Annotated in this window: 21 protein-coding genes; 6 read left to right on the top strand and 15 right to left on the bottom strand. The window is 67.3% G+C overall.

The features are described from left to right. Positions 1-37 precede the first annotated feature (37 nt). Entirely contained in the window at positions 38-2,335 is a 2,298-nt protein-coding gene (locus tag VAE53_RS01080) for a CoA transferase (RefSeq protein WP_322817506.1), read from the top strand. 3 nt (positions 2,336-2,338) lie between these two features. Here the strand turns inward: VAE53_RS01080 and VAE53_RS01075 are convergent, their stop codons facing one another. The 3 genes from VAE53_RS01075 to VAE53_RS01065 form a co-directional block, all read right to left on the bottom strand. Then, a complete protein-coding gene (locus VAE53_RS01075; protein ID WP_322817505.1) occupies positions 2,339-3,187 on the bottom strand; it encodes a PIG-L deacetylase family protein in 849 nt (282 codons plus the stop codon). 61 nt (positions 3,188-3,248) lie between these two features. Further along, positions 3,249-3,632: a hypothetical protein gene (locus tag VAE53_RS01070; RefSeq protein ID WP_322817504.1), complete on the bottom strand. Its 384-nt coding sequence runs from the start codon at positions 3,630-3,632 to the stop codon at positions 3,249-3,251. Continuing rightward, a complete protein-coding gene (locus VAE53_RS01065; RefSeq protein ID WP_322817503.1) occupies positions 3,632-6,223 on the bottom strand; it encodes a preprotein translocase subunit SecA in 2,592 nt (863 codons plus the stop codon). Before VAE53_RS01065 ends, VAE53_RS01070 begins: the two co-directional genes overlap by 1 nt. A 175-nt stretch (positions 6,224-6,398) precedes the next feature. Here VAE53_RS01065 and VAE53_RS01060 point away from each other — a divergent pair, with 175 nt between their 5' ends. Beyond that, a complete protein-coding gene (locus VAE53_RS01060; protein ID WP_322817502.1) occupies positions 6,399-6,821 on the top strand; it encodes a hypothetical protein in 423 nt (140 codons plus the stop codon). Between the two features lie 60 nt (positions 6,822-6,881). On the opposite strand, the gene VAE53_RS01055 is transcribed toward VAE53_RS01060, so the two are convergent. The 11 genes from VAE53_RS01055 to VAE53_RS01005 are packed head-to-tail and all read right to left on the bottom strand — an operon-like array spanning position 6,882 to position 17,770. Next, positions 6,882-8,381 (bottom strand): NADH-quinone oxidoreductase subunit N, encoded by a 1,500-nt coding sequence (locus VAE53_RS01055; protein ID WP_322817501.1) that lies wholly within the window; start codon positions 8,379-8,381, stop codon positions 6,882-6,884. A 1-nt stretch (position 8,382) separates the two neighbouring features. Continuing rightward, positions 8,383-9,888: an NADH-quinone oxidoreductase subunit M gene (locus VAE53_RS01050; protein ID WP_322817500.1), complete on the bottom strand. Its 1,506-nt coding sequence runs from the start codon at positions 9,886-9,888 to the stop codon at positions 8,383-8,385. Positions 9,889-9,892: 4 nt separating this feature from the next. Then, the gene (gene nuoL, locus VAE53_RS01045) at positions 9,893-11,797 is read right to left on the bottom strand and encodes an NADH-quinone oxidoreductase subunit L (protein WP_322817499.1); all 1,905 of its coding nucleotides are present in this window, start codon (positions 11,795-11,797) and stop codon (positions 9,893-9,895) included. 18 nt (positions 11,798-11,815) lie between these two features. After that, the gene (nuoK, locus tag VAE53_RS01040; RefSeq protein ID WP_322817498.1) at positions 11,816-12,124 is read right to left on the bottom strand and encodes an NADH-quinone oxidoreductase subunit NuoK; all 309 of its coding nucleotides are present in this window, start codon (positions 12,122-12,124) and stop codon (positions 11,816-11,818) included. A gap of 4 nt (positions 12,125-12,128) precedes the next feature. Further along, positions 12,129-12,629 carry an NADH-quinone oxidoreductase subunit J gene (locus tag VAE53_RS01035; protein ID WP_322817497.1) on the bottom strand — a complete coding sequence of 167 codons (501 nt, stop codon included), beginning with the start codon at positions 12,627-12,629 and terminating at the stop codon, positions 12,129-12,131. Further along, a complete protein-coding gene (locus VAE53_RS01030) occupies positions 12,629-13,981 on the bottom strand; it encodes an NADH-quinone oxidoreductase subunit I (protein WP_322817496.1) in 1,353 nt (450 codons plus the stop codon). Before VAE53_RS01030 ends, VAE53_RS01035 begins: the two co-directional genes overlap by 1 nt. Continuing rightward, the gene (gene nuoH, locus VAE53_RS01025; RefSeq protein ID WP_322817495.1) at positions 13,978-15,135 is read right to left on the bottom strand and encodes an NADH-quinone oxidoreductase subunit NuoH; all 1,158 of its coding nucleotides are present in this window, start codon (positions 15,133-15,135) and stop codon (positions 13,978-13,980) included. Before nuoH ends, VAE53_RS01030 begins: the two co-directional genes overlap by 4 nt. Then, complete coding sequence (locus tag VAE53_RS01020; RefSeq protein WP_322817494.1) at positions 15,132-16,292, bottom strand: NADH-quinone oxidoreductase subunit D; 1,161 nt, start codon at positions 16,290-16,292, stop codon at positions 15,132-15,134. The genes nuoH and VAE53_RS01020 overlap by 4 nt, the downstream gene beginning before the upstream one ends. Positions 16,293-16,332: 40 nt before the next feature. Beyond that, positions 16,333-16,854 (bottom strand): NADH-quinone oxidoreductase subunit C, encoded by a 522-nt coding sequence (locus tag VAE53_RS01015; protein ID WP_322817493.1) that lies wholly within the window; start codon positions 16,852-16,854, stop codon positions 16,333-16,335. Continuing rightward, entirely contained in the window at positions 16,851-17,411 is a 561-nt protein-coding gene (locus tag VAE53_RS01010) for an NADH-quinone oxidoreductase subunit B family protein (protein WP_322817492.1), read from the bottom strand. Before VAE53_RS01010 ends, VAE53_RS01015 begins: the two co-directional genes overlap by 4 nt. Continuing rightward, complete coding sequence (locus VAE53_RS01005; protein WP_322817491.1) at positions 17,408-17,770, bottom strand: NADH-quinone oxidoreductase subunit A; 363 nt, start codon at positions 17,768-17,770, stop codon at positions 17,408-17,410. The genes VAE53_RS01010 and VAE53_RS01005 overlap by 4 nt, the downstream gene beginning before the upstream one ends. A gap of 427 nt (positions 17,771-18,197) precedes the next feature. Between VAE53_RS01005 and VAE53_RS01000 the strand changes: the two genes are divergently transcribed. The 3 genes from VAE53_RS01000 to VAE53_RS00990 all read left to right on the top strand — a co-directional run bounded on the left by VAE53_RS01000 (position 18,198) and on the right by VAE53_RS00990 (position 20,384). Beyond that, positions 18,198-18,893 (top strand): ubiquinone/menaquinone biosynthesis methyltransferase, encoded by a 696-nt coding sequence (locus VAE53_RS01000; RefSeq protein ID WP_322817490.1) that lies wholly within the window; start codon positions 18,198-18,200, stop codon positions 18,891-18,893. Beyond that, positions 18,890-19,798, top strand: coding sequence for a 1,4-dihydroxy-2-naphthoate polyprenyltransferase (locus tag VAE53_RS00995; RefSeq protein WP_322817489.1), 909 nt, complete (start codon positions 18,890-18,892; stop codon positions 19,796-19,798). The genes VAE53_RS01000 and VAE53_RS00995 overlap by 4 nt, the downstream gene beginning before the upstream one ends. A 109-nt stretch (positions 19,799-19,907) precedes the next feature. Further along, a complete protein-coding gene (locus VAE53_RS00990) occupies positions 19,908-20,384 on the top strand; it encodes a hypothetical protein (protein ID WP_322817488.1) in 477 nt (158 codons plus the stop codon). On the opposite strand, the gene VAE53_RS00985 is transcribed toward VAE53_RS00990, so the two are convergent. Then, entirely contained in the window at positions 20,381-21,733 is a 1,353-nt protein-coding gene (locus VAE53_RS00985) for an MFS transporter (protein ID WP_322817487.1), read from the bottom strand. The genes VAE53_RS00990 and VAE53_RS00985 overlap by 4 nt on opposite strands. 93 nt (positions 21,734-21,826) lie before the next feature. Between VAE53_RS00985 and VAE53_RS00980 the strand changes: the two genes are divergently transcribed. Continuing rightward, on the top strand, positions 21,827-22,420 hold a 594-nt coding region (locus VAE53_RS00980; RefSeq protein ID WP_322817486.1), incomplete at its 3' end, for an aldo/keto reductase.

Genomic DNA, 22,420 nt, shown 5'->3' with positions numbered 1-22,420 from the left:
GTGCCGGTTCGCACTCGGCGGGCTATAGTTCCGGGCCATGAGTGCGTTCAGCGGATTCCGGATCATCGATTTTTGCCAGGGCATCGCCGGGCCGATGGCGACCATGCTCCTCGCCGACTTCGGGGCGGAAGTGATCAAGGTGGAGCCGCCGGGGGGCGACCGGATGCAAGACCACCCCGGCTACCTCTGCTGGAACCGGAACAAAACGGTGGTGACGCTCGATCTCCACCGATTCGACGACTTGGCTGCCGCCCGAACGCTCCTTGCCAACGCGGATGCTGCCGTGTTCGACTGGAAACCGGGGGAGTTGGAGCGGAGCGGCCTCGACTCCGTTTCCGTGCGAGGCACCGACCCCGCCCTGGTGCACGCATGGTTTCCGCCCTACTCCCCCCTCGGTCGCTGGAGCCAACTGCCGCCCGACGAGGGGCTGCTGGAAGCCGTCTCGGGCGTCGCCTGGCTACAGATGAGCTACGAGGACCGCCCGACCTACCTGGTCACGCCACAGGTGCACTACGGCCAAGCGATGCTCGGCGCCGGTGCGATCGCTGCCGCGCTCTTCGCGAAGCTCCATACGGGCCGCGGTCAATCGCTCGTGGTGAGCGGGCTGCATGGGGTGGCGGCCGTCGAGAGCGGCGGGACGATCAAGGCGGCGGAGGTGTTCCGGCTGGGCGGGCGGGGTAGCCGCGGCGGCGTGCCCAACTATCGGCTCTACGAATGCGCCGATGGCAAGTGGTTCTTTCTCGGGACGCTCACGCCGCAGTTCTTCCTCAAGGCGCTCGAGGCGACCGACATGCTCCACCTGATGGCGCTCGAGGGGGTGGAGGGGGAGTTCACGAATCTGTTGAAGCCGGGCATCAACCAGCAGGTGATCGAGGCGCTCGAGGCCCGCTTCCGGGAGAAGCCCCGCCAGGAGTGGCTCGATATCCTCCACGCCGCCGGAGTGCCACGGGGCCCCGTCGGGACGCTCGAGGAGTGGTTCGCGAGCGAGACGGTCCGGGCGAACGGAATGCGCGTCGAGCTCGAGCACGAACGGTTGGGGAAGGTGGCGATCCCCGGGGTGCCGGTGAAGCTGAGCGCGACTCCGGGCGAGGTACGTCACCTGCCACGGCGGGCGGAGCCGGGCGAGATCGCCCCGCACGAGCGGGTGCGCGGCGGGAACGCGGAATCACTGCCCGGCGGGCCGCTCGCCGGGGTGCGGGTGCTGGATTTGGGCGCGTTCATCGCCGGGACGTATGCGCCGACCATCCTGGCGAACTGGGGCGCCGACGTGATCAAGGTGGAGCCGCTGGAGGGCGACCCGTTCCGTACGTATGGCCTCGGCTTCGTCGGCTACAACCGCGGCAAGCGCAGCCTCGCGATCGACTTGAAGCGGCCCGAAGGGCGCGACGCTTTCCTGGAGCTGGTGCGGGTGAGCGATGTGGTGCTCGATAATTTCCGGCTCGGCGTGCGGGAACGGCTGGGGATCGACTACGCGAGCCTGAAGCGGGTGAACCCGCGCATCATCTCCTGCTCGGTGACGGGTTACGGGCCCCAAGGTCCGCTGGCGAACGACCCAGGCTTCGACCCGCTCGTGCAGGCGCGCAGCGGGCTGATGGCGCTCCAGGGCGGCGACGACGAACCCGTCTTCTACCAGATTCCGGTGAACGATACGGCGAGCGCGATGATGGCGGCCTTTGGCGTGATAGCGGCGCTGGCCGCGCGCGAGGTGACGGGGGAAGGGCAGGAGGTGACGACCTGTCTCGCGAACCAAAGCATCCTGACGCTCTCGGGCGAGGTGACGTGGTACGAGGGGCGGCCGCCGAACCCGAAGGGTGGGGTCGATTTGCTCGGCCTTTCGGCGGTGAACCGGTATTACGCCTGCGCCGACGGCTGGATCCTGATCGCGGCGACGCGGCCAGAGCACTTCCACGGCCTCTGCGCGGCGCTCGGTCACCCGGAATGGGCGGGGGGCTGGCTGGCGGAGCAAGCGCTGCGGGAGCCGGTTTCGGGCACGCTGGCCGGCCGCATCGCGGAAGCGGTGGCTCGGCTGCCGCGTGCCGAAGTGCTCGACCGGCTCTCGACGCGCGGTGTGCCGGCGGCGGTCGCGGTCTCGACGGAGGAGCTGTTCGAGGACCCGTGGCTGCACGCCTCGGGCTACTTCGAGGATTTCGACCACCCGCAGCTGGGGACGGTCCGCGGCCCGCGGCTCCTGGGCTGGTTCCCGGAGATGCCGAATGGCTACCCGCGCCGCTCGCCCCTCGTCGGCGAGCATTCGGTCGAGGTGCTGCGGGAGTGCGGCTTCGACGAGGCGCGCGTAGCCGAACTCCTCGCCGCCGGGATCGTCGCGCAGGGGTAGGCGCTAGGCCGTGGCGGCGCGCTGGGGCTTGGGTCGCGGCTCGGGCGCTGTCGCTTGGGGCTGCCGCGGCGGCCGACGGATGCTCCAGCGGCGGAAGCGCTCCTCGATCGGCTTGCCCGGCTCGCGCTGCTCGCGCGCTTGGCGTTCGCGGAGGAAGTCTTCCTTGGTGCGGCCACCGAGCTGGCTCGTGTGGCACAGGATCGCCGCGATCTTCTTCTCCCAGTAGTCGGTGATGTCGACGGCGTAATCGGGCTTCTCGGCGCCGGCGAGGAGGACTTCGTTGACCTGATGGCTTTCGAGCCCTTCGTGTTCGTGCTGTTGGTAGAAGAGGCGGTCGCGGACGATGGGGTAGATGGCGTCCATGGTGGCCTGGCCAACGTTCCGGTGGTCGCGGTGGTTGAAGGTCCCGCGGAAGGCATCCCAGGTGATGACGACATCGGGCCGGTAGATGCGGAGGAGGCGGACGATCTGGCCGCGGAGTTCGGCGCTTTCGCTGGTGAAGCCATCGGGATAGCCGAGGAAGATGCACTCTTTGACGCCGAGGACGCGGCAGGCTTCGCGCTGCTCCTCTTCGCGAATGGCAGCCAACTTCTCGGGGTGCATGGTGGGGTCGTGGGTGCCTTTGTCGCCGCTGGTGACGACGACGTAGATGACTTCCCAGCCTTCGGCGCACCACTTGGCGACGGTGCCGGCGCAGAGGAAGTCGGCGTCATCGGGGTGGGCCATGATGACCATGGCGCGGCCGGGGCCCTGGATCGGGGGGAGGGGCTCGCCTTCGAGGCGCGTGGTGGGGTTGGCTTCGGGTTGCTGCGGGGCGTGCTTGGGGTGGTGCTTCTTGTGTTTTTTGCTCATGGCTGGCGGGCTGGTGAGTGGGCTGTGCCCTCACTCTACCAGAGGCGGGCGACGGGCGGCCTCAGCGGGGGGCGGGGCGGACGTGGAGGGCGATCTCGCCGCGGCCGATGGGGCGTTGCTCGACGAGGGTGAGCGAGGCCGCGCCGAGGAGCGGGGTGAGTTCGTCGACGCGGGGCGATTCTGGCTCGGCAGGATCCAGGATGAGCCAGGCTTCGCCGCGCGCGACGGAGGTCATCCAGGCGAGACGGCTGAGCAGGCCGGGCTCGAGGTGGGCCCGTTCGGGCCACCAGAGGATGCGGGACGTCGGCTCGGCGGTGAGGATCGTGCTCGCGAAGGCGGGCCGCGGCTTCATCCGCGAGGCTTCGGCGAGGACGGAATCGGGGGCGGAGACGAGCATGATGGCTCCGCCTTCCGTGGAGAGGCCGAGGTCGGCGAGGGCGCCCATCAGCGGATGAGTTTGCGCCGCTTGGCGGCGCTGCTGCTCTTGCCGCCGGTCTGCGGTGCTGCCCCGAGCGTGCGGATCTGGTCGGGGCTGGGGCCGCTTGCACGCGTCGGGATGGCGGGTGCAGCCGCGGGGGCCGTCGCCGGGCGGGCGCCGTCGGAAGCGACAGCCTCGGGGGCGGGCTGCTGGACGACCCGAACCTTGAAGATCGTGCGGGCGACTTGCCGGCGGATGTTCTCGACGAGCTGCTGGTACATGTCGTGGCCTTCGCGCTTGAAGGCGACGAGCGGGTCGACCTGGGCGTAGGCCTGGAGACCGATGCTCTGGCGGAGCTCTTCGATGGCGGTGAGGTGCTCGCGCCAGTGGGTATCGATCGCTTCGAGGAGGAGCCAGTGCTCGACTTTGCGCATGTTCTCTGCGCCGATGGCTTGCTCCATCTGTTCGTAGCGGTCTTCGGCGCGATCGAGAAGTTCGTCGGTAAGTTCGTCGCCGAGCTCGGCCATCTCGTCGACGGTGGGGAGGTCCTCGGGCGGGAGGATCTCGCGCAGCTCGGAGTAGGCGAGTTCGAGCGAGGCGACATCGCTGGGATTGACGCGGGCGGTGATGCGCTCGATCTCGCGGAAGAGCATCTCTTCGAGCACGTTGGCGCGGGTATCGACGCCCTGCAGGATTTTGTCGCGCTGGGTGTAGATCTGCTTGCGGTGTTCGTTGATGACGTCGTCGAATTCGACGAGCCGTTTGCGGATATCGAAGTTGTAGCCTTCGACTTTCTGCTGCGCTTGTTCGATGGCGCGCGTGACCATGCGTGACTCGAGGGGCATCTCCTCGGTCATGCCGAGCTTCTGCATCATGCCGGGGACCCAGTCGGGGGCGAACCGCTTCATGATGTCGTCGCCGAAGGAGACGAAGAAGCGGGAGGAGCCGGGGTCGCCTTGGCGGCCGGCGCGCCCGCGGAGCTGGTTGTCGATCCGGCGGGATTCGTGGCGTTCGGTGCCGATGACGTGGAGGCCGCCGAGTTCGGCGACGCCAGGGCCGAGTTTGATATCGGTACCGCGGCCGGCCATGTTGGTGGCGATGGTGACGGCGCCCTGTTGGCCGGCTTGGGCGACGATGAGCGCTTCGCGCTCGTGGTGCTTGGCGTTGAGCACCTGATGGGGGATGCCCCGGCGGGTGAGCAGGTTGGAGAGGTACTCAGATTTTTCGATGGAGGTGGTGCCGACGAGGACGGGCCGCCCGATGGCGTGCATCTCGGCGATTTCGTTGACGACGGCGTTGAATTTGGCGCGCTCGTTGATGTAGACGACGTCCGGGTGATCGATCCGGATCATGGGGCGGTGGGTGGGGATGACGACGACGTCGAGCCCGTAGATCTTGTGGAACTCTTCGGCCTCCGTCTCCGCGGTACCGGTCATGCCGGCGAGCTTTTCGTAGAGGCGGAAGAGGTTCTGGAAGGTGATGGTGGCGTAGGTGATCGATTCGCGCTGGATCGGCACGCCTTCTTTGGCTTCGACGGCTTGGTGGATGCCGTGGCTCCAGCGGCGGCCAGGCATGAGCCGACCGGTGAATTCATCGACGATGATCACTTCGCCATCGCGGACGACGTAATCGCGATCGATGCGCTTCAGGTATTCGGCATCGAGGGCGGCTTCGAGGTGGCGGGCGAGGCGGGGATCGCCTTCGAAGATGTTGGCGATGCCGAGGGCGCGCTCGACCCGCTCGATGCCTTCTTCGGTGAGGGCGATGTGCTTCGCTTTGTGGTCGACGATGTAGTCGATATCTTCGCGCAGGCCTTTGACGGCCTGAGCGAAGCGAATGTAGGTGGAGGAGGCTTCCTCGGCCTGCCCGCTGATGATGAGCGGGGTGCGCGCTTCGTCGATGAGGATGTTGTCGACTTCGTCGACGATGGCGAAGTAAAGCTCGCGCTGGGCCTTTTCGCCCCACTCGCGGACCATGTTGTCGCGGAGGTAATCGAAGCCGAACTCGTTGTTGGTGCCGTAGGTGATATCGGCTTGGTAGACCTCTTTGCGCGTGGCGGGGCGGAGGTCGCGATAGCCGGTCGCCGGGCCTTCGCTGGCCGGTTCGAAGCCGGGTTCGTACATGAAGGAGATCCCGGCGTTCTGGATGACGCCGACGGTCATGCCGAGGGCGTGATAGACGGGGCCGTACCAGGCGGCATCGCGGCGGGCGAGGTAGTCGTTGACGGTAACGACGTGGACGCCGCGGCCAGCGAGGGCGTTGAGATAGACGGGGGCGACGGCCGTGAGGGTTTTGCCTTCGCCGGTCTTCATCTCGGCGATGCGCCCTTCGTGGAGGACGATGCCGCCCATGAGCTGGACATCGTACGGCCGTTCGCCGACGTGGCGGGCGGCCATCTCGCGGGCGACGGCGAAGGCTTCGGGAAGGAGGTCGTCGAGGGTTTCGCCTTCGGCGAGCCGCTCACGGAACTCGCCGGTCTTGGCGGCAAGCTCTTCGTCGGGAAGGGCGGCGGTCTCGGGGCCGAGTTCGTTGATCTCGTCGACGATGCGTTCGAGGCGTTTCAGTTCCCGCTCGTTGGAATCGCCAAGGATGCGATTGAGAAATGCGAGTTTGGGCATGTCGCTCTCAGTGTAGCGCGGAATGTGCATGGCGCGGAAAGGCGGGGGCAAGGGCGGTCCCCCCGGTTCGTTTTCGCGTTGTGTGTTGCACGAAATCGCGTTCCGTTGACGTTCATGGAAAGGGCGCTTTCCGTTCGGGTCGGGATTTCACCACGGGGAGGGCACCATGCGACGGGTGACATCTGCGCGACATGCACTCGTGGCGGTGGCAGCGCTGGGCGCGCTTGCGCTCGGGGCCACCGCCTGCAGCGACGACGACGACAATGCGCCAACGCTGAACGTCCGCCTCGTCGATTTCGCCATCGAAGCGAACCCGAACACGGTCCCGGCCGGCAACGTGCGGGTGAAGGCGAAGAACGACGGGAGTACGGAGCACGAGGTGGTCTTCGTCCGGACCGATCTGCCGGAGGATGGATTGCCGGTGGTCGACAACAAGGTGGACGAGGGGAAGGTGGAGGTGGTCGGGGAGGTGGAGAAGTTCCCGGCGGGCAAGAGCAAGACGGCGACGCTGGAGCTCCCACCGGGCCGCTACGTGCTCATCTGCAATATTGCGACGCACTACGGCCTCGGCATGCATCGCGTGTTGCTCGTGCAGTAGCCAAGGGCGGCGGATGGGGTGCCCGGCGGCCTCTGACCGCTTCGGCCCTTGGGGGTTCGCCTATGGCGCCTGAGCGCGGGCCGCTGCTGCGGATGCGGCGACTTCGAAGAGGGGCCGTGCAGCCTGCTCCGACCACTGGAAGGCGGGCCCGGGGTAGATGCCGATGAAGAGGATGGCGAGGAGGCCGACGGCTGCGATCCCCCAGAGCACGGGCTGCACGCGGAAGCGGGCAGTATCGCCGACGGGGTCGAACAGGTACATCTGGCGGATGATCATGAGGTAGTAGTAGAGGCTGATGAAGCTGTTCACGACGGCGAGGGCGACGACCCAGATCGTCTCGTCGGTGGTGGCGCCCTGGAGAAGGAACAGCTTGGTGGCGAAGCCAGCGAAGAACGGCAACCCCGCGAACGAGAAGAGCGAGGCGGTGATCACGAGGGCGAGGAACGGCTGCGTTTCGGCGAGGCCGCGGAGGCCGACGATCTCCTCGCTGCCGGTGCGGTCGATCGCAGCGGTGAGGGCAGCGAAGAGCGCGAGGGTGGTGACGATGTACCCGATGAGGTGGACGAGCAGGCCGCTCGTCGCGTTGAGGCCCACTTGGGAATCGCCGTAGCCGAGTGCGGCGATGGTGACGAGCATGTAGCCCACTTGCCCAATGGAGGAATAGGCGACGAGGCGCTTGAGGTTGCGCTGCTGGATGGCGATGAGATTGCCGACGGTCATCGTGATGGCGGCCAGGGCGAGGAACGCCCAGCGCCAGCCTTCCGCATCGGTGACGAAGGCGCTGGAGAAGAGGCGCAGGATGAGCGCGAACCCGGCGGCCTTCGAGAGCGTCGAGAGGAAGGCGGTGATGGGGAGCGGTGCGCCTTCGTAGGCATCCGGCGCCCACATGTGGAAGGGGGCGGCCGAAACCTTGAAGCCGACGCCGGTGAGGATGAGCATGAGCCCGACGGCCACGGCAGGGTCGAGCCCGGAATCGCGCCCGGCGAACGCTTCGGCGATGCCGGCGTAGCTCGTGGTTCCCGCGGCGCCGTAGACGAGGGAGAGCCCGTAGAGGAAGAGGGCGCTGGAGAACGCGCCGAGGAGGATGTACTTGAGCGATGCTTCGTTGGAGCGGATATCGGCCTTGAGGATGCCGACCAGGATGTAGAGGGAGAAGGAGAGGACTTCGAGGGCGAGGTAGGCGGTGAGGAGTTCGGTGGCGCCGGCCATGACGGTCATGGCGGAGCCAGCGACGAGCAGCAGGCCGTAGAACTCGCCGTGATCGACGCCCCGGCGGCGTTCGAGGAATTCGGCGGACATCAGGGCGACGACGAAGACGATGCCGGCGGCGAGGAGGCGGAAGAAGGTGGTGAAGTCGTCGGCGAGGAAGAGCCCCTGGTACGACTTCGGGTCGCGATCGAGGAAGGCGAGGCCGGCGCCGAACCAGGCGAGCGCTCCGGCGGCGGTGAGGTAGGCGAGTACGTCTTTGCGGACCCGCGGGAGGAAGAGCTCGATGGCGATGACGACGAGGGCGGCGCCACAGGCGATGTATTCGGGGATGAAAAGGGCGTAGTCGCGCATCTCAGCCAGTGACCCCCGGGAGGAGGGTGACGGTGTGGCCGACGCGGTCGGTGAATGGGGCCCACCAGACACCCATGATGACGATGGACGCGATCAGCATGGCGCCGGAGAGCCGCTCGATCGGCGTGAGGTCCTTCAGGTCCTTCCAGTGCGGGTCGAGCGGACCGAAGAAGACGGTGGCGAACATGCGGAGCATGTAGGCGGCCGCCAACGCTGCTGCGAAGATGGCGAGGGCACCGAAGATGGGGTAGGTACGGAAGGTGCCGACGAAGATGTGGAATTCGGCGGTGAAGCCAGAGAACCCGGGCAGGCCGACGTTGGCGAGCCCGGCGATGGCATAGAAGATGACCCAGAGCGGCATGACCCTGCCGAGGCCGCCGAACTCTTTCATGTCGCGCGTGTGGGCCTGGTCGTAGAGCGCGCCGATCATGAGGAAGACGAGGGCCGTCATCACGCCGTGGGAGAACATCTGGAGGACGGCGCCGGTGATCCCGATGGTGTTCATGGTGGCGAGACCCATGAGCACGTAGCCCATGTGGGAGACCGAGCTGTAGCCGGAGATGAGCTTGAAGTCGCGCTGGGTGAGCGCGGCGGTGGCGCCGTACACGGCGCCGATCGTCCCGAGCACCATGATCGCGGGCATCCAGAATTCGGCGCCCTCTGGCAGGAGCTGGATGCCGAGGCGGATGATGCCGAAGGCGCCGAGCTTCATCAGGACGCCGGCGTGCACCATCGAAACGGCCGTCGGCGCCGACATATGGCCATCGGGCGACCAGGTGTGGAAGGGCCAGAGGGCGGCGAGGACGCCACACCCGACGGCCATGAGCGGGAAGATGACCTTTTGGGCGGTGGGGCTGATCGTCCCGTTCTGCCCCGCCGCCCAGAGCGATGGCAAGTCGAACGTGCCGATGTTCGCCTGATGGAAGACGGCGAAGATGCCGATCCAGATGAGCACGGAGCCGCCGACGAGCATGAGCGTGAGCTTGGCGGCGCCGTACTCTTTGCGCGTCGAACCCCAAACGCCGATGAGCAGGTAGAGGGGCATGACGGCGAGTTCGTAGAAGAAAAAGAAGAAGAAGAGGTCGTAGGCGAAGAAGGTTCCGAAGACGCCGGCGAGGAGGATCCAGTAGAGGATGTAGAAGTCTTTGTTCCGGTATTCGATCTTCCAGCTGGCGAGGGCGCCAGCGAAGGCGACGACGCCGGTGAGGAGGGCGAGGAGGGCGGAGATGCCATCGACGGCGAGCCGGAGCGAGATGCCGCCTTCGCCCAGGAAGGCGGTGTTCTCGACCCACGTCCAGCGGAGGTTCATCTGCGCCTGTTCGCCGCCGACCTGGTAGGCGGTGAAGATGTAGATGGAGAGGCCGGCGAGGATGGCACCCGTGACGGCGGAGATGTAGCGGACGGCCATCTTTTGGCTGCCGGGCGTGAAGACGAGCACGAGCGCCGCGAGCAGGGGAAGTGCGATCGTGGCAAGGACGACGTAGCCCTGGCCTTCGTCGAAGGTCATGCGATTAGCCCCTCACCACCAGCCCAGCGAGGGCGAGCCCGATGACGCCGATGGCGACGGCCATGGCGTAGTTGGGCACGCGGCCGGTCTGGAGATATTTGAGAACGCCGCCGGTGAACCCGGTGAGCTGCGCCGAACCATCGACCCCGGTGTCGTTGACGACGTAGCGGTCGAACCAGGAAACGACGTAGCTGAACCCGAGGACGCCGCGGTCGATCATGCCTTGGTAGAGCTCATCGAAGTAGAACTTGCGGCGGAGCATGTCGTAGAGGCCGGGCCGCCACTGGGCGAGAACGGTCGAGCGGCGAAGGTCGTTGCCCCAGTACATCCAGGCGGCGGTGGTGATGCCGAGGACGGCCATGGCGAGGGAGCCAGCGGCAAAGCCCCACTTCAGCTCGTATTCGTGCGGGCCGTGGTGGGGGAGGAAGATGAATTCGGTGATGCCGCCGGGGAATCCGAGCGCCTTGCCGACATCGTGGAAGACGACGAAGCCGGACGTGATGGCGAGGAGGGCGAGGAAGAGGAGGGGGCCGGTCATCACGGCCGGCGTCTCGCGCGTGTGTTCGTAGGTGTGCGGGTCGGCCGGGCGCCCGAGGAAGGTGCGGATGAAGAGGCGGGTGGTGTAGAAGGCGGTGATGACGGCGGCGATGCCGAGGAGGATGACCGCCCACGCGCCCCAATGCTCGCTGAGGACGACGAAGATTTCGTCCTTCGACCAGAAGCCGGCGAGCGGTGGCAGCCCGGCGAGGGCGAGCGACCCGATCAGGAAGGTGCCGGCCGTGATCGGCATTTTGCGCCAGAGCCCGCCGAGGCGATCCATCTCCTGCTGGTGGTGCGTGCCGATGATGACGGAGCCGGCACCGAGGAAGAGGAGCGCTTTGAAGAAGGCGTGCGTCATGAGGTGGAACATGGCGACGGCCGGCGCGCCCGCGCCGAGCGCGACGAACATGAAGCCGAGCTGGCCGACGGTGGAGTAGGCGAGCACCTTCTTGATGTCCGTCTGGGCGAGGGCGATGAAGCCAGTGAGGAGGGCCGTGACGAGGCCGACGATGGTGACCACGAGGAGCATGCCATCGGCGATTTCGAACATCGGCAAGAGGCGCGCGGTGAGGTAGACGCCGGCGACGACCATGGTGGCGGCGTGGATGAGGGCGGAGACGGGTGTCGGGCCCTCCATCGCGTCCGGGAGCCAGACGTGGAACGGTACTTGGGCGCTCTTGCCCATGCAGCCGAGGAAGATGAAGGCGAGCGCGGTGAAGAGGTAGGCCTGGCTGAAGTGCCCTTCCTCGGCGAGGTGGATGAGCTCCTGGATGTTGAAGGTGCCACCCTCCCGCCAGAGGAGGATGATGCCGATGAGGAGCCCGACATCGCCGATGCGGGTGGTGACGAACGCTTTCTTGGCGGCCTCCGTCGCCGAGCGCTTCTCCCAGTAGAAGCCGATGAGGAGGAAGGAGCACACGCCGACGAGCTCCCAGGCGATGTAGAGGAGGAGGAGGTTATCGGCCATCACCAACAGGAGCATCGAGGCGGCGAACAGCTGGAGAACGGCGAAGAACCAGTGGTAGCGGGGCTCACCCTTCATGTACCCGAGCGAGAAGATGTTGACCATCAGGGCGACGGTGGTGATGACGCCGAACATGACGATCGTGATCGGGTCGATGAAGATGCCCATGCGCAGGGTGAACGTTTCGCCGATGGAGGACCATTCGATGTCGCGGACGACGGGGCCGATCTTGCCCGGTGTCTCCAGGAAATCGGCGAGGACGACGAAGAAGAGGGCGAAGGAGGAGGCGATGGCGGCGATGCCGAGGTAATCGCCCCCGCGGGGGAGGGCGCGTCCGAAGAGCGCGAGCACCAAAAACACGCCCGCCGGGATAGCGGCGAGCACCCAGGCCTGTTCAGCTCCCATGCGTCGTCCTGGCCCCTTTTACCACTTCATGGTCGCTGCTTCGTCGACGTTCGCGGTCGCGCGGTTCCGGAAGAGCCGGATGACGATCGCGAGCGCGAGGCCGACTTCGGCAGCGGCGACGGTGATGATGAACACGGCGAAAATCGCGCCGACGATTCGACCGGGATCGAGGTACGCGGCGAACGCCACGAAGTTGATGTTCACCGCGTTCAGCATGAGCTCGACGCTCATGAGGATCATCACGGCGTTGCGGCGGGCGAGCACGCCATAGACGCCGAGGGAGAAGACGATTGCGCTGAGGGCGAGGTAATTCTCCAGCGGTACCATCGGCCTACTCGCCCTCCTCTTGCCGAGCGACGATGATGGCCCCAATGAGGGCTACCAGCAAGAGGACGGAGGCGAGGATGAACGGAAGGCCATAGTCCTCGAAGAGTCGCTGGCTGATCGCCTCGATCGCGATGTTCGTGGGCGATTCGGTGTTGCCGATCCAGTCGGTGCCGAGCGCAGCGACGAGCAGGACCGCTGCGATGCCGACCCCGGCGAGCAGCGCGAACGGCGCCTGCGGCCCGTTGACCTTTTCGGGCCGGCCGCTCGGATCGGCCCGCGTGAGCATGAGCGCGAGGAGGACGAGCACGGTGACGGCGCCGCCGTAGATGAGGAACTGGGTGAGCGCGAGGAACTCGACCGTGAGGATGACGAACATCACGCCGACGCCGGCGAGGCTCCCGATGAGGAAGATGGCGGAGTGGATGACCGAGCGGGAGAAGACGACACCGGCCGAGAGCACGGTGATGAGGATGGCGAACACCCACCAGATGACTTCGGTAGCCACTATTCGACGCCCTCCGGGAGGGTGCCACCCAGCTCTTTGATGGTCTGGATGACATCCTCGGGGATCGGTTCGCCTTTGGCGATGGCTTCGCGCGCCCGCCGTTCGGCGCGCATCCGCCGGGCACGCACTTTTTCGAAGCTGTTCGGGTCGCCCTTCGCGCCGATACCGACACCGGGCGGCGGGGTCCATGCGCCGCCGCTGCTGGTGGCGGGCGCTGCGGCCGTGCCAGCCCCTCCGCCGGCGCCCTGGGCGGCGAGCGTCTGCCAGATGCTGCCGCCGGGGGCGAGGTCGCTCCCGAGCTCGTAGAGCGTCTTCGCGAGCTCCTCGGGAATCGGCTCGCCCTTCTCGGTGAGCTCTTTGAACTGGCGCTCGGCGCGCATCCGCCGGGCACGCACTTTTTCGTAGCTATTCGGGTCGCCCTTCGGGCCGGTGCCCACCCCCGGCGGGAAGCGCATGCTGCCATCGGGGTTGGTGCCCGAGAGCACCTCGCCGGCGACCGCACCGGCCGCGCCGCCGGCGCCGGGGGCGGCGACGGGCTGGCCGGGCTTCAGGTTCTTGTAGTACTCGATCCGGTCGAGAATCTCCTGGGGGACGGGCTCGCCGCGGTCGAGGTAGGCTTTGGCTTCCCGCTCGGCGCGCATCCGCTTGGCCCGGATTTTCGATTCGGAGAGGACTTCGCCTTCGGCGGCGGCTGCGGCGCCGGCGCCTCCGGCGGCTGCTTTCGCGGCGACTTTGGGCTTCTCGGGCTCGCGCTCCTGGATGGCGGCAGGTTCGCCGCGGGCGATGCGCTCGAGTTGGCGCTGACGATCTTCGGGGCGGCCACCGACGAAGGAGGGCGGGGGCGGCTCTTCGCCCTTCGCCTTCCGTTCGAGCGCTTCGATGTTGTCTTGCGGCCGGAAGGGGCGGACGAGCTGGCCTGCCCGGGCGACCTTGGTCAGCTCGTCGATATCCATGTGCAGGTCGCGCCGGTCGTAGACGGCGTGCTCGTGGCCGGCCCAGGTGTTGTCCATCACGATGGCTTCGAAGGGGCACACTTCGACGCAGATGTTGCAGCGCATGCAGCGCGCGTAGTCGATCCAGAATTTTTCGACGATCTTCCGGCGGTTGCTGGTGCCTTCGGCGTACTTCGGGTTGTCCATCATCACCGCGGTCATGCAATCGACCGGGCAGTTGCGGACGCAGACGTTGCAGCCGGTGCAGAAGGGCTCGTCGTGGTCGAAGTCCCAGGTGAGGACGGGGAAGGAGCGCTGGCGAACGGGGAGCGCCTTCCGGTCGTCGGGGTATTCGATGGTGACGGGCTTGCGAAGGAAGGTCGAGAAGGTGACGCCGAGCCCTTTCAGGATGCCTTTCATGATGACGACGCTCCCAGGGTGCGGTAGGTGCCGAGGAGCCCTTTCGTCGAACGGGCGGAGGCGTGCCGGATGATGAGGAAGATGAGGAAGCCGGCACCGATCGCGCTCGTGAGGGCGAGGATCTCCTGCGGCCAGTCGTAGTAGAGGATGACGCCGTTCACGACGAGCTGGAGGAACGAGAGTTCGAGCAGCACCTTCCAGCTGAAGTTCATGAGCTGGTCGATGCGCAAACGTGGCACGGTGGTGCGCACCCAGATGATGACGATGACGATGGCGAGTGCCTTGGTGAAGGTGGTGGCGAGCTGGAGCGCCCAGTGGCTATCGACCCCGAACGGCCAAGCCCAGCCGCCGAGGAAAACGACAGAGCCGAAGACGGCGAAGCCCCACATGGAGGCGTATTCGGTGAGCTGGAACATGCTCCAGCGAATGCCGGAGTATTCGACGAAGTAGCCGCCGACGATTTCGGATTCGGCGACGGGGATATCGAACGGCGCGCGGTGGAGCTCGGAGAGCATGGCGGTGAAGAAGATCAGGAAGGCGAGCGGCTGGAGGAGGATGTAGGGGCGGTCTTCCTGGAGGGCGGCGATGGTGTTGAGGTTCAGGGTGCCGACGCCGTTGCCGGTATCCGCGCCGGTGATCATGACGACGCAGAGGAGCGAGACGACGAGCGGGATTTCGTAGCTGATCATTTGGGCGGCGGCCCGGACGCCGCCGAGGAGGGCGTACTTGTTGCCGGAACCGAGCCCGGCCATGAGGATGCCAACGATGTTGAGCCCGAGCACGGCGAAGACGAAGAACACGCCGAGGGCGAGGTTGCGCACACCCCAGTTCTCGGCGAAGGGAAGCACCATGAGCGTGAGGAGCACAGGGATGAAGGTGGCGTAGGGGGCGAGCTCGAAGACCCAGCGGTCGGCGTTCTTGGGCCGGACGTCCTCTTTGCCCACGAGCTTGACGGTATCGGCGAAGGCCTGGAGGAGCCCCCACGGGCCGGTGCGCATGGGCCCGAGGCGCTGCTGGAAGCGGGCAACGAGCTTCCGTTCGCCGTAGGTGCTGTACATCACGATGATGGTCATGGCGAGGACGACGATGACGATGCGGATGATCGCGTCGATCCAGGCGGGAAGCCCGAAGAGGGGATCGGCAAAGAGCATCATTTGTCGACCTCGCCGAGGACGATATCGAGGGAGCCGAGGATGATGATGGCGTCGGCGACGTAGGTGCCGATGACCATTTCGCGCAGTGCCGAGAGGTTGCAGAAGGAGGGCGAGCGGAGCTTCATGCGGTAGGGTTTGTTGCCGCCTTTGGCGAGCGCATAGACGCCGTATTCGCCCTTGGTACCCTCGGTGCGAACGTAGCACTCGCCGCTATCGATGCGGAGGGTCTTCGGGAGGTTGGGGTTGAGGACGAGCTCGCCTTCCATCTGGGAGAGGGCATCGAGGCATTGTTCGACGATGCGCGTGCTCTGCCAGGCCTCGGCCATTCGCACCATGAAGCGGTCGAAGACGTCGCCGCTGGTTCCCGTGGGGATATCGAATTGGAGCTTCGGGTAGACGCTGTAGGGTTCGTGCTTGCGGAGGTCGAAGGCGTAGCCGGTGGCGCGCAGGCACGGGCCGGTGAGGCCCCACGCGATGGCTTGCTCTGGGGTGACGGGGGAGAGCCCGCGGCAGCGTTCGACGAAGATTTCGTTGCCGACGAGGAGGCCGTCGAAGTCTTCGAGGCCCTGGCGGATGGAGCCGAGCAGCCAGCGGACGCGGTCCTGGTAGTTCTCGGGGAGGTCCATCTGGACACCCCCCGGGCGGAAGTAGGTGGGGAACATGCGGTCGCCGGCGACTTCTTCGAAGAAGTCGTAGATCCGTTCGCGTTCGCGCCAGGCGTAGATGAAGGAGGTGCCGAAGGAGCCGACATCGGCGCCGAAGGCGCCGAAGAACATGAAATGGGAGAGGATGCGGGAGAGCTCGACCATCATGACGCGGATGTACTCCGCGCGAATGGGCACCTCGATGTTCCCGAGCTTCTCGACGGCCATGCAGTAGGCCATTTCGCAGGCCATTCCCGCGAGGTAGTCGGTGCGGTCCCACCAGCCCATCGATTGGCGGTAGTCGTGGTTCTCGGTGAGTTTCTCCAGCCCGCGGTGGAGGTAGCCGATGTACGGCTCGCAATCGACGACTTTCTCGCCGTCGACGGTGAGGACCATGCGGAAGACGCCGTGGGTGGCCGGGTGTTGGGGCCCGACGTTGATGGTCATATCGACGGTCTCGAAGCCGTCGTCGGCGAGGGCGGTGTGCACGCGCTCTTCGGGCCAGATGCTCATGGGGCGTACCTCGGGCTGGCTCGGCGGGTGGGGGCGGACATCAGAAGGGGAACCCCGGGGTGGTGTCTTCGATGCCTTGCAGGATCTCGGCTTTCTGGAGCGGATGGGCCTTCAGCAACGGGTGGATGCGAACATCTTCGTCGAGGAGGAGGTTCTTGAGGTTGGGATGTCCATCGAAGACGAGCCCGACCATCTCGGCGGCTTCGCGCTCGTGCCAGTTCGCGGCCGGGTAGAGGTCGGTGATGCTGGGGATGTGCGGGTTCCCCGGCGGTGTGAGCACGGAGACCTGGACGGCATGCCGGTGGCGATACGAGAAGAATTGATACTTGCAGGCGAGCCCCTCTTCCTGCATGTCGATCCCGACGATGTTGCGGAGGAAGTCGAAGGCGAGGTCGCGGTGGTTCTTGAGCTCTTCGACGACGGCGCGGAAGTGCTCGGGAGCGACGTGGATGTTGGCATCGGTCGCCGTCTGGTCGATCGTGACGGGCAGCTTGCCGAAGCGCTGCTCGAGCAGCTTGACGACTTGGTCGATCGGTTTCGCGGGGGGCGCCTGCTTGCTCATCCGACCATCCGCCTGTCTTCCATGATCTTCTCCTGCAGGCGCAGGAAGCCATCGAGGAGGGATTCGGGCCGCGGCGGGCAGCCGGGGACGTAGACATCGACGGGGATGATCTTGTCGACTCCCTGGAGGACGCGGTCGTACTCGGTGTAGGGGCCGCCGTTGGTGGCGCAGGCGCCCATGGAGATGACGTACTTCGGGTTGGGCATCTGCTCGTAGAGGAGCTTGATCGCCGGGGCCATCTTCTTGGTGACGGTACCGGAGACGATCATGACGTCGCTTTGGCGAGGGCTCGGCCAGGGCACGATGCCGAAGCGGTCGAGATCGTGGTTGGCCATGAAGGTGCCGATCATTTCGATGGCGCAGCAGGCGAGGCCGAAGGTCAGTGGCCAGAGCGAGCTCTTGCGGCTGACCGCGAGCACGAGGTCGGCGCCCGTCTGGATCACGCCGGGGAGGACGATGCGGTAAGCGGCGCGTGCCTGGGGGAGTTCGACGGGTCGGAGCCGCTCGGGTTCGGCGCCGTAATCGGGGACGTAGGGCGGGACGGTCGCTTCGCTCATTTCCACTCCAGGACGCCTCGCTTCCAGGCGTAGACGAGGCCGAGGCTGAGGATGGCGATGAACAGGATCATCTGCCAAAAGATGAACTCTGCGAGCGAGAGGTAGGTTATCGCCCACGGGAAGATGAAGACGGTCTCGACATCGAAGAGGAGGAACACGATGGCGATGAGGTAGTAGCGGACGTGGACTTGCGCCCAGTTGCGGCCGATCGGGAGCATGCCGCATTCGTAGGAGAGGCCTTTGGCGCGCTCCCGCGCGAAGGGGGCGAGGAGTCGGGCAGCGACGAGGGCCGTGAAAACGAGGATGAAGCCCGCGATGGCGGCGATAAAGATGGCGGACCACTGGTCGTAGAAGCTCATAGGGCGCACCGGGTGCTGGGAGGAGGGCCCCCGATACGGCGTGCCGGGGCAGGGTGGGGCGACGTGGCTGCTGCACTCATCGGCGGCAAGGGCTCCCAGGGCTTTGAACGACGGGCACGGCTCACGAGGGGCCGGGGCCCGTTCGGTCGTGAAGAAGCACACAAACGATACCTTCGGGGGAAGGGGAGGGCAAGGGGAGGGAAAGGCGGGGTGGGAAGCTGCCGCCGTCGGCGGGCGCGCCTGGCTGCCGAATGGGTGCATTCCTCGGGGTGGCCCCCGCGCCGGCGAGGTTCGGGGCCGGCGGCGGCGCGGGCCGGGGGCTCGGCCGCCGAGCAGGGCTATCCCCGGCCCCGGCCCTCCGGCGCATGCGCCCTGCCGATCCCCCGCCCTCACTGCGCGCGCGGGAGGCGGGTGCGAGAATAGGGCTATGACCCACCTTCCCCCGCCTGCCGAGAAGGCCCGTGCCGTCCGGGCGATGTTCGACCGGATTTCGCCGACGTACGACCGGGTGAACCGCCTGATGACCTTCGGCGCCGACCAGCGCTGGCGGGCGGCCCTCGTCGATCGCCTGGCCGTGAGCCCGGCCGATGTGGTGCTCGACCTCGCCTGCGGGACGGGCGACTTCGTCGATCTCTGCCGGGCGCGCGGGGCGCTCGCGGTGGGGCTCGATTTCAGCCGCGGGATGCTCGGGCGCGCGGCCGTTCGCTCGGGCGAAACGGGCGCCTGGGTGCAGGGCGATGCGCTCCGCCTGCCGTTCCGCGACGGGGCGTTCACGGTCGCCGTCTCTGGCTTCGCGTTGCGGAATTTCGTGGCTATCGCCCCGGTGCTCGCCGAGCTCGCTCGGGTGCTGGAACCGGGTGGCCGGCTCGGCCTGCTCGAGGTCGATAGGCCGCGCAATCCAGTCGTGGCGGCGGGGCACCGCCTGTACTTCGAACGGGTCGTCCCGCTGGTGGGCGGCATGCTCGCGGACGGGCACGCCTACCGGTACTTGCCGGAATCGGCGGCCTACCTCCCGACCGAGGCCGAGATGGTGCGGATGCTCCAGGATGCGGGGTTCCACCGCATCCGGAAGGCCAGGCCGATGTTCGGAGCCATCCAGTCGATCACGGCGGAACGCCGATGAGCGCTGCCGCCGCGGCTCGGCCGAGTCGCCTGCAGGCCTGGCGGCTGGCTGCGCGGCCAGCGACGCTGACGGCGGCTGCGGCACCCGTCGCCGTCGGGACAGCCGTCGCTATCCGCGACGATGCGTTCGCGCTCCTGCCGGCGCTCGCGGCCCTCTTCGGCGCCTTCTGCTTGCAGGTCGGGGCGAACTTTGCCAACGACGTCTTCGATCACGAACGCGGGGCGGACACGCCCGACCGGCTCGGGCCCCCTCGCGCGAGCCAGCTCGGGCTCCTTTCGCCGCGCGAGTTGAAGCTGGGGATGGCGGCCGCGTTCGGGCTGGCGATGGTGGCGGGTGTCTACCTCGCTTGGGTCGGGGGCTGGCCGGTGTTGGCCGTTGGCCTGGCGAGCATCGCAGCGGCCATCGTCTACACCGGCGGGCCGTGGCCGATCGGTTACCACGCCCTCGGCGATCTGTTCACCTTCGTCTTCTTCGGGCTCGTCGCGGTGATGGGAACGTACTACGTGCAAGCGGGCGCGGTTACCTGGGGAGCGTTCGCGGCCGCCGTCCCGGTGGGTGCGACGGTGACGATGATCCTGGTGGTGAACAACCTGCGCGATATCCCGACGGACCGGCGCACGGGAAAGGTCACCCTGGGCGTGGTGCTGGGCGAGCGAGGCACCCGCTGGTGGTTCGCATTGCTTCTCGCGGTGGCCCTGGCCGTGCCCGCCGGCGCGACCGTCCGGGGCGATGTCCCGCTCGGGGCCGCGGCCGCCCTTGCCGCTGGTGTGCTGGCCTGGCCGCTCCTTCGGGAGGTGATGGGCGAGACGTCCGGCCGGGCGCTCAACCCGGTGCTCCGCGCGACCGCCCGGTTCGCGCTCTGGCACGCGCTCCTCTGGTCGGCGGCGATCGTGGCCTCGCGCTGAACGCCGCAAGTGGGTTGTCCCTACCTTTTACACTAGAGGTGCCGCGCGGCCGGGCGCGCTCCACCCCCCGCCGGCGGCGCGACATTCACGAGAGCGGAGGTGTCGAACGATGACAGCACCGAGTACACGAACGGCAGCACAGGCTTCGGCCCTGAGCGGTGCGGGCCGGACCACCGAAGGGCTCCTCGTGGCCCAGGATGCGCTCCTCGCGGCGCTCCGCCGGCCCCAGCCGGGCCGCGAGCGGGAGTGGGCGACGCTGGTGAGCCAGGAGCTGGCGCGCGTGGTCGAGGCGCTCCGAGAACACCGCCTCGAGGTGGAGCGAGTCGAGGGCTTGTACGCGGAAATTCTCCGCGATGCGCCGTGGACCCAGCCGCGGCTCCGACAGCTCGGTGCCCAGCTCCGGCGGCTCGAGGCGGAGGCCGCCGACCTGCAGGTGGAGGTGCGGCGCGTGGAGGAAGGCGACCTCCAGGGGCTGCCCGCCATCCGCCACGATGCCGAGCGGCTGCTCGCCGGTGTGCGGGATTTGCTTTCGAAGGAAGCCGACCTCATCTACGAGCGATTCGAACAGCCGCCCGCGGCCGACTAACCGGCGCGCTCCGCCGGGCGGCCCTGCCCGAACGGCGGCGGCACCGGGGCACCGGCGCCCCGCTCGCCTGCCGTGGGGAGCGAACGTTCGGCGTGGAGGGCAGCGGCAGCCGTCGCGTCGATCGCCCGGAGCGCGCGGCTGGCGGCGAACACGATGAGCGCCAACGCGACCGTGACGAGCGAGGCGATGGCGACCGCCGCCGGGGCACCGAACGCCTCGGCGAGCGCGCTCACGGGGACCGTCCCGAGCGGCGTCAGGCCGAACGTCATCATCATGATGCTCATCACCCGGCCGCGCACCTCGTCCGGGATGAGCAGCTGGACCAGCGCGTTGTTGGTGGTGGTGAAGGCGCTCGCGAAGACGTCCGCCGCGAACACGAGGGGTAACGCGAGGAGGAACCACGGGCTCAGGGAGAAGAGGAGGAGGCTGCCAGAGAAGGCGAGCAGCGTACTCATCATGAGCCGAAGCTTGCGGGGGGTTTCGCCGACGAAGGCAACCCAGAAGGAGCCCACGATTCCGCCGAAGCCGGCGGCCGCCTGGAGGACGCCAAGCCCACCGGCACCGACGTGCCAGACGTCATCGGCGAAGACGACGAGGAGGGCCTGGAACGGCATCGCGAGGAGGATGGGGATGACCGAGAGGACGAGCAGCGCGCGGACGGGAGGGTCGCCGGCGACGTAGCGGAGGCCGCCGATGAGCTCGCCGAGCACCGGCCGGTTGCGTGCTCCGGCCGCGGGGGGCGATTTGGCGACGTGCGCCATGGAAAAGAAGGCGACGGCGTAGAGCGCCACGGCGACGACGTACACCCAGCGTACTCCCGCGAGCGCGATGACGAGCCCCGCGACGACGGGCCCGACGACGCGTGCGGCGTTGATGGCGCCCATCTGGAGGGCCATCGCGTTGGCCAGGCCGTGCCGGCCGACGATGTTGGCGACGATCGCTTGGCGCGCCGGCATGATGAACGGGAAGGTGCAGCCCATCACGAAGACCACGGCGAGGAGGTGCCAGAAGGCGAGCTGGCCGAGCAGCAAGAGGACCAGCACCATGAGCTCCGCGGTCACGAGGATGGCCTGCCCGCCCATGATCAGCCGGCGCCGTTCGAAACGGTCGGCCACGACGCCACCGAAGGGCGACACGACGAGAATCGGGATGGCCACGACGAGGTTGATCAGCCCGAGCGCGAATTCGCTCCCCGTGAGCCGGTAGGCGAGCACGGAGCGCACGACGAACTGGCCGTTCATCGCGAAGAAGAACGCCGTGTTCGACGCGAAGAGCCAACGGAACTGCTGGTGTCGGAGGGAGGCGAAGGGGCCGCGCGGCCCCTTCGGATCGGCCGGGTACTCCCGCATCCAGTTAGCGTAGCACGAACCATCGCGGGGGAGCGGCGCAGCGGGAGCTGCGCGTATACTTCGCGCCACAACGACTTTCCCGGAGGCGACCACGTGGAATTCCGTCATCTTGGCCGCTCGGGTCTCGAGGTTTCGCTCGTGGGGCTCGGCTGCAACAACTTCGGGATGCGGTGCGATTTCGAGCAATCGAAAGCCGTCGTCCACCGCGCGCTGGATTTGGGGATCACGCTCTTCGACACGGCAGACGTGTACGGCGGCGGTGGCCGCTCGGAGGAGTTCCTCGGGAAGATCCTCGCCGGCCACCGCGAGAAGGTGGTCATCGCGACGAAGTTCGGCATGAAAATGGGCGAGGGGCCCCACCGCATGGGCGGCTCGCGGAAGTACATCATGCAGGCGGTGGAGGATTCGCTCCGGCGGCTCGGTACGGACTACATCGACCTGTACCAGATCCACCGGCCAGACCCGCACACGCCGATCGAAGAGACGCTGCGGGCACTCGACGACCTCGTCCGGCAGGGGAAGGTGCGCTACATCGGCCACTCGAATTTTGCCGCCTGGCAGGCGACGGAAGCGCATTTCGTGGCCCAGCGGCTGAACGCGACGCCCTTCATCTCGGCGCAGAACGAGTACAACCTGCTCGACCGGCGGATCGAGGCGGAGCTGGTGCCGGCGTGCAACGCGTACGGG

Origin of the sequence: Tepidiforma sp., assembly GCF_034432735.1 — a bacterium.
GTDB lineage: Bacteria > Chloroflexota > Dehalococcoidia > Tepidiformales > Tepidiformaceae > Tepidiforma.
Note: the sequence above shows the minus strand (reverse complement) of the source record. Positions and strands in the feature narration are given on the sequence as shown.

Bases quoted from the DNA above. Each gene is read 5' to 3' on its own strand.
- VAE53_RS01080 (WP_322817506.1), top strand. From the start codon at position 38: ATGAGTGCGTTCAGCGGATTCCGGATCATCGATTTTTGCCAGGGCATC.
- VAE53_RS01075 (WP_322817505.1), bottom strand. From the start codon at position 3,187: ATGAGCAAAAAACACAAGAAGCACCACCCCAAGCACGCCCCGCAGCAA.
- VAE53_RS01070 (WP_322817504.1), bottom strand. From the start codon at position 3,632: ATGGGCGCCCTCGCCGACCTCGGCCTCTCCACGGAAGGCGGAGCCATC.
- VAE53_RS01065 (WP_322817503.1), bottom strand. From the start codon at position 6,223: ATGCCCAAACTCGCATTTCTCAATCGCATCCTTGGCGATTCCAACGAG.
- VAE53_RS01055 (WP_322817501.1), bottom strand. From the start codon at position 8,381: ATGCGCGACTACGCCCTTTTCATCCCCGAATACATCGCCTGTGGCGCC.
- VAE53_RS01050 (WP_322817500.1), bottom strand. From the start codon at position 9,888: ATGACCTTCGACGAAGGCCAGGGCTACGTCGTCCTTGCCACGATCGCA.
- nuoL (WP_322817499.1), bottom strand. From the start codon at position 11,797: ATGGGAGCTGAACAGGCCTGGGTGCTCGCCGCTATCCCGGCGGGCGTG.
- nuoK (WP_322817498.1), bottom strand. From the start codon at position 12,124: ATGGTACCGCTGGAGAATTACCTCGCCCTCAGCGCAATCGTCTTCTCC.
- VAE53_RS01030 (WP_322817496.1), bottom strand. From the start codon at position 13,981: ATGAAAGGCATCCTGAAAGGGCTCGGCGTCACCTTCTCGACCTTCCTT.
- nuoH (WP_322817495.1), bottom strand. From the start codon at position 15,135: ATGATGCTCTTTGCCGATCCCCTCTTCGGGCTTCCCGCCTGGATCGAC.
- VAE53_RS01020 (WP_322817494.1), bottom strand. From the start codon at position 16,292: ATGAGCATCTGGCCCGAAGAGCGCGTGCACACCGCCCTCGCCGACGAC.
- VAE53_RS01015 (WP_322817493.1), bottom strand. From the start codon at position 16,854: ATGAGCAAGCAGGCGCCCCCCGCGAAACCGATCGACCAAGTCGTCAAG.
- VAE53_RS01010 (WP_322817492.1), bottom strand. From the start codon at position 17,411: ATGAGCGAAGCGACCGTCCCGCCCTACGTCCCCGATTACGGCGCCGAA.
- VAE53_RS01005 (WP_322817491.1), bottom strand. From the start codon at position 17,770: ATGAGCTTCTACGACCAGTGGTCCGCCATCTTTATCGCCGCCATCGCG.
- VAE53_RS01000 (WP_322817490.1), top strand. From the start codon at position 18,198: ATGACCCACCTTCCCCCGCCTGCCGAGAAGGCCCGTGCCGTCCGGGCG.
- VAE53_RS00995 (WP_322817489.1), top strand. From the start codon at position 18,890: ATGAGCGCTGCCGCCGCGGCTCGGCCGAGTCGCCTGCAGGCCTGGCGG.
- VAE53_RS00990 (WP_322817488.1), top strand. From the start codon at position 19,908: ATGACAGCACCGAGTACACGAACGGCAGCACAGGCTTCGGCCCTGAGC.
- VAE53_RS00985 (WP_322817487.1), bottom strand. From the start codon at position 21,733: ATGCGGGAGTACCCGGCCGATCCGAAGGGGCCGCGCGGCCCCTTCGCC.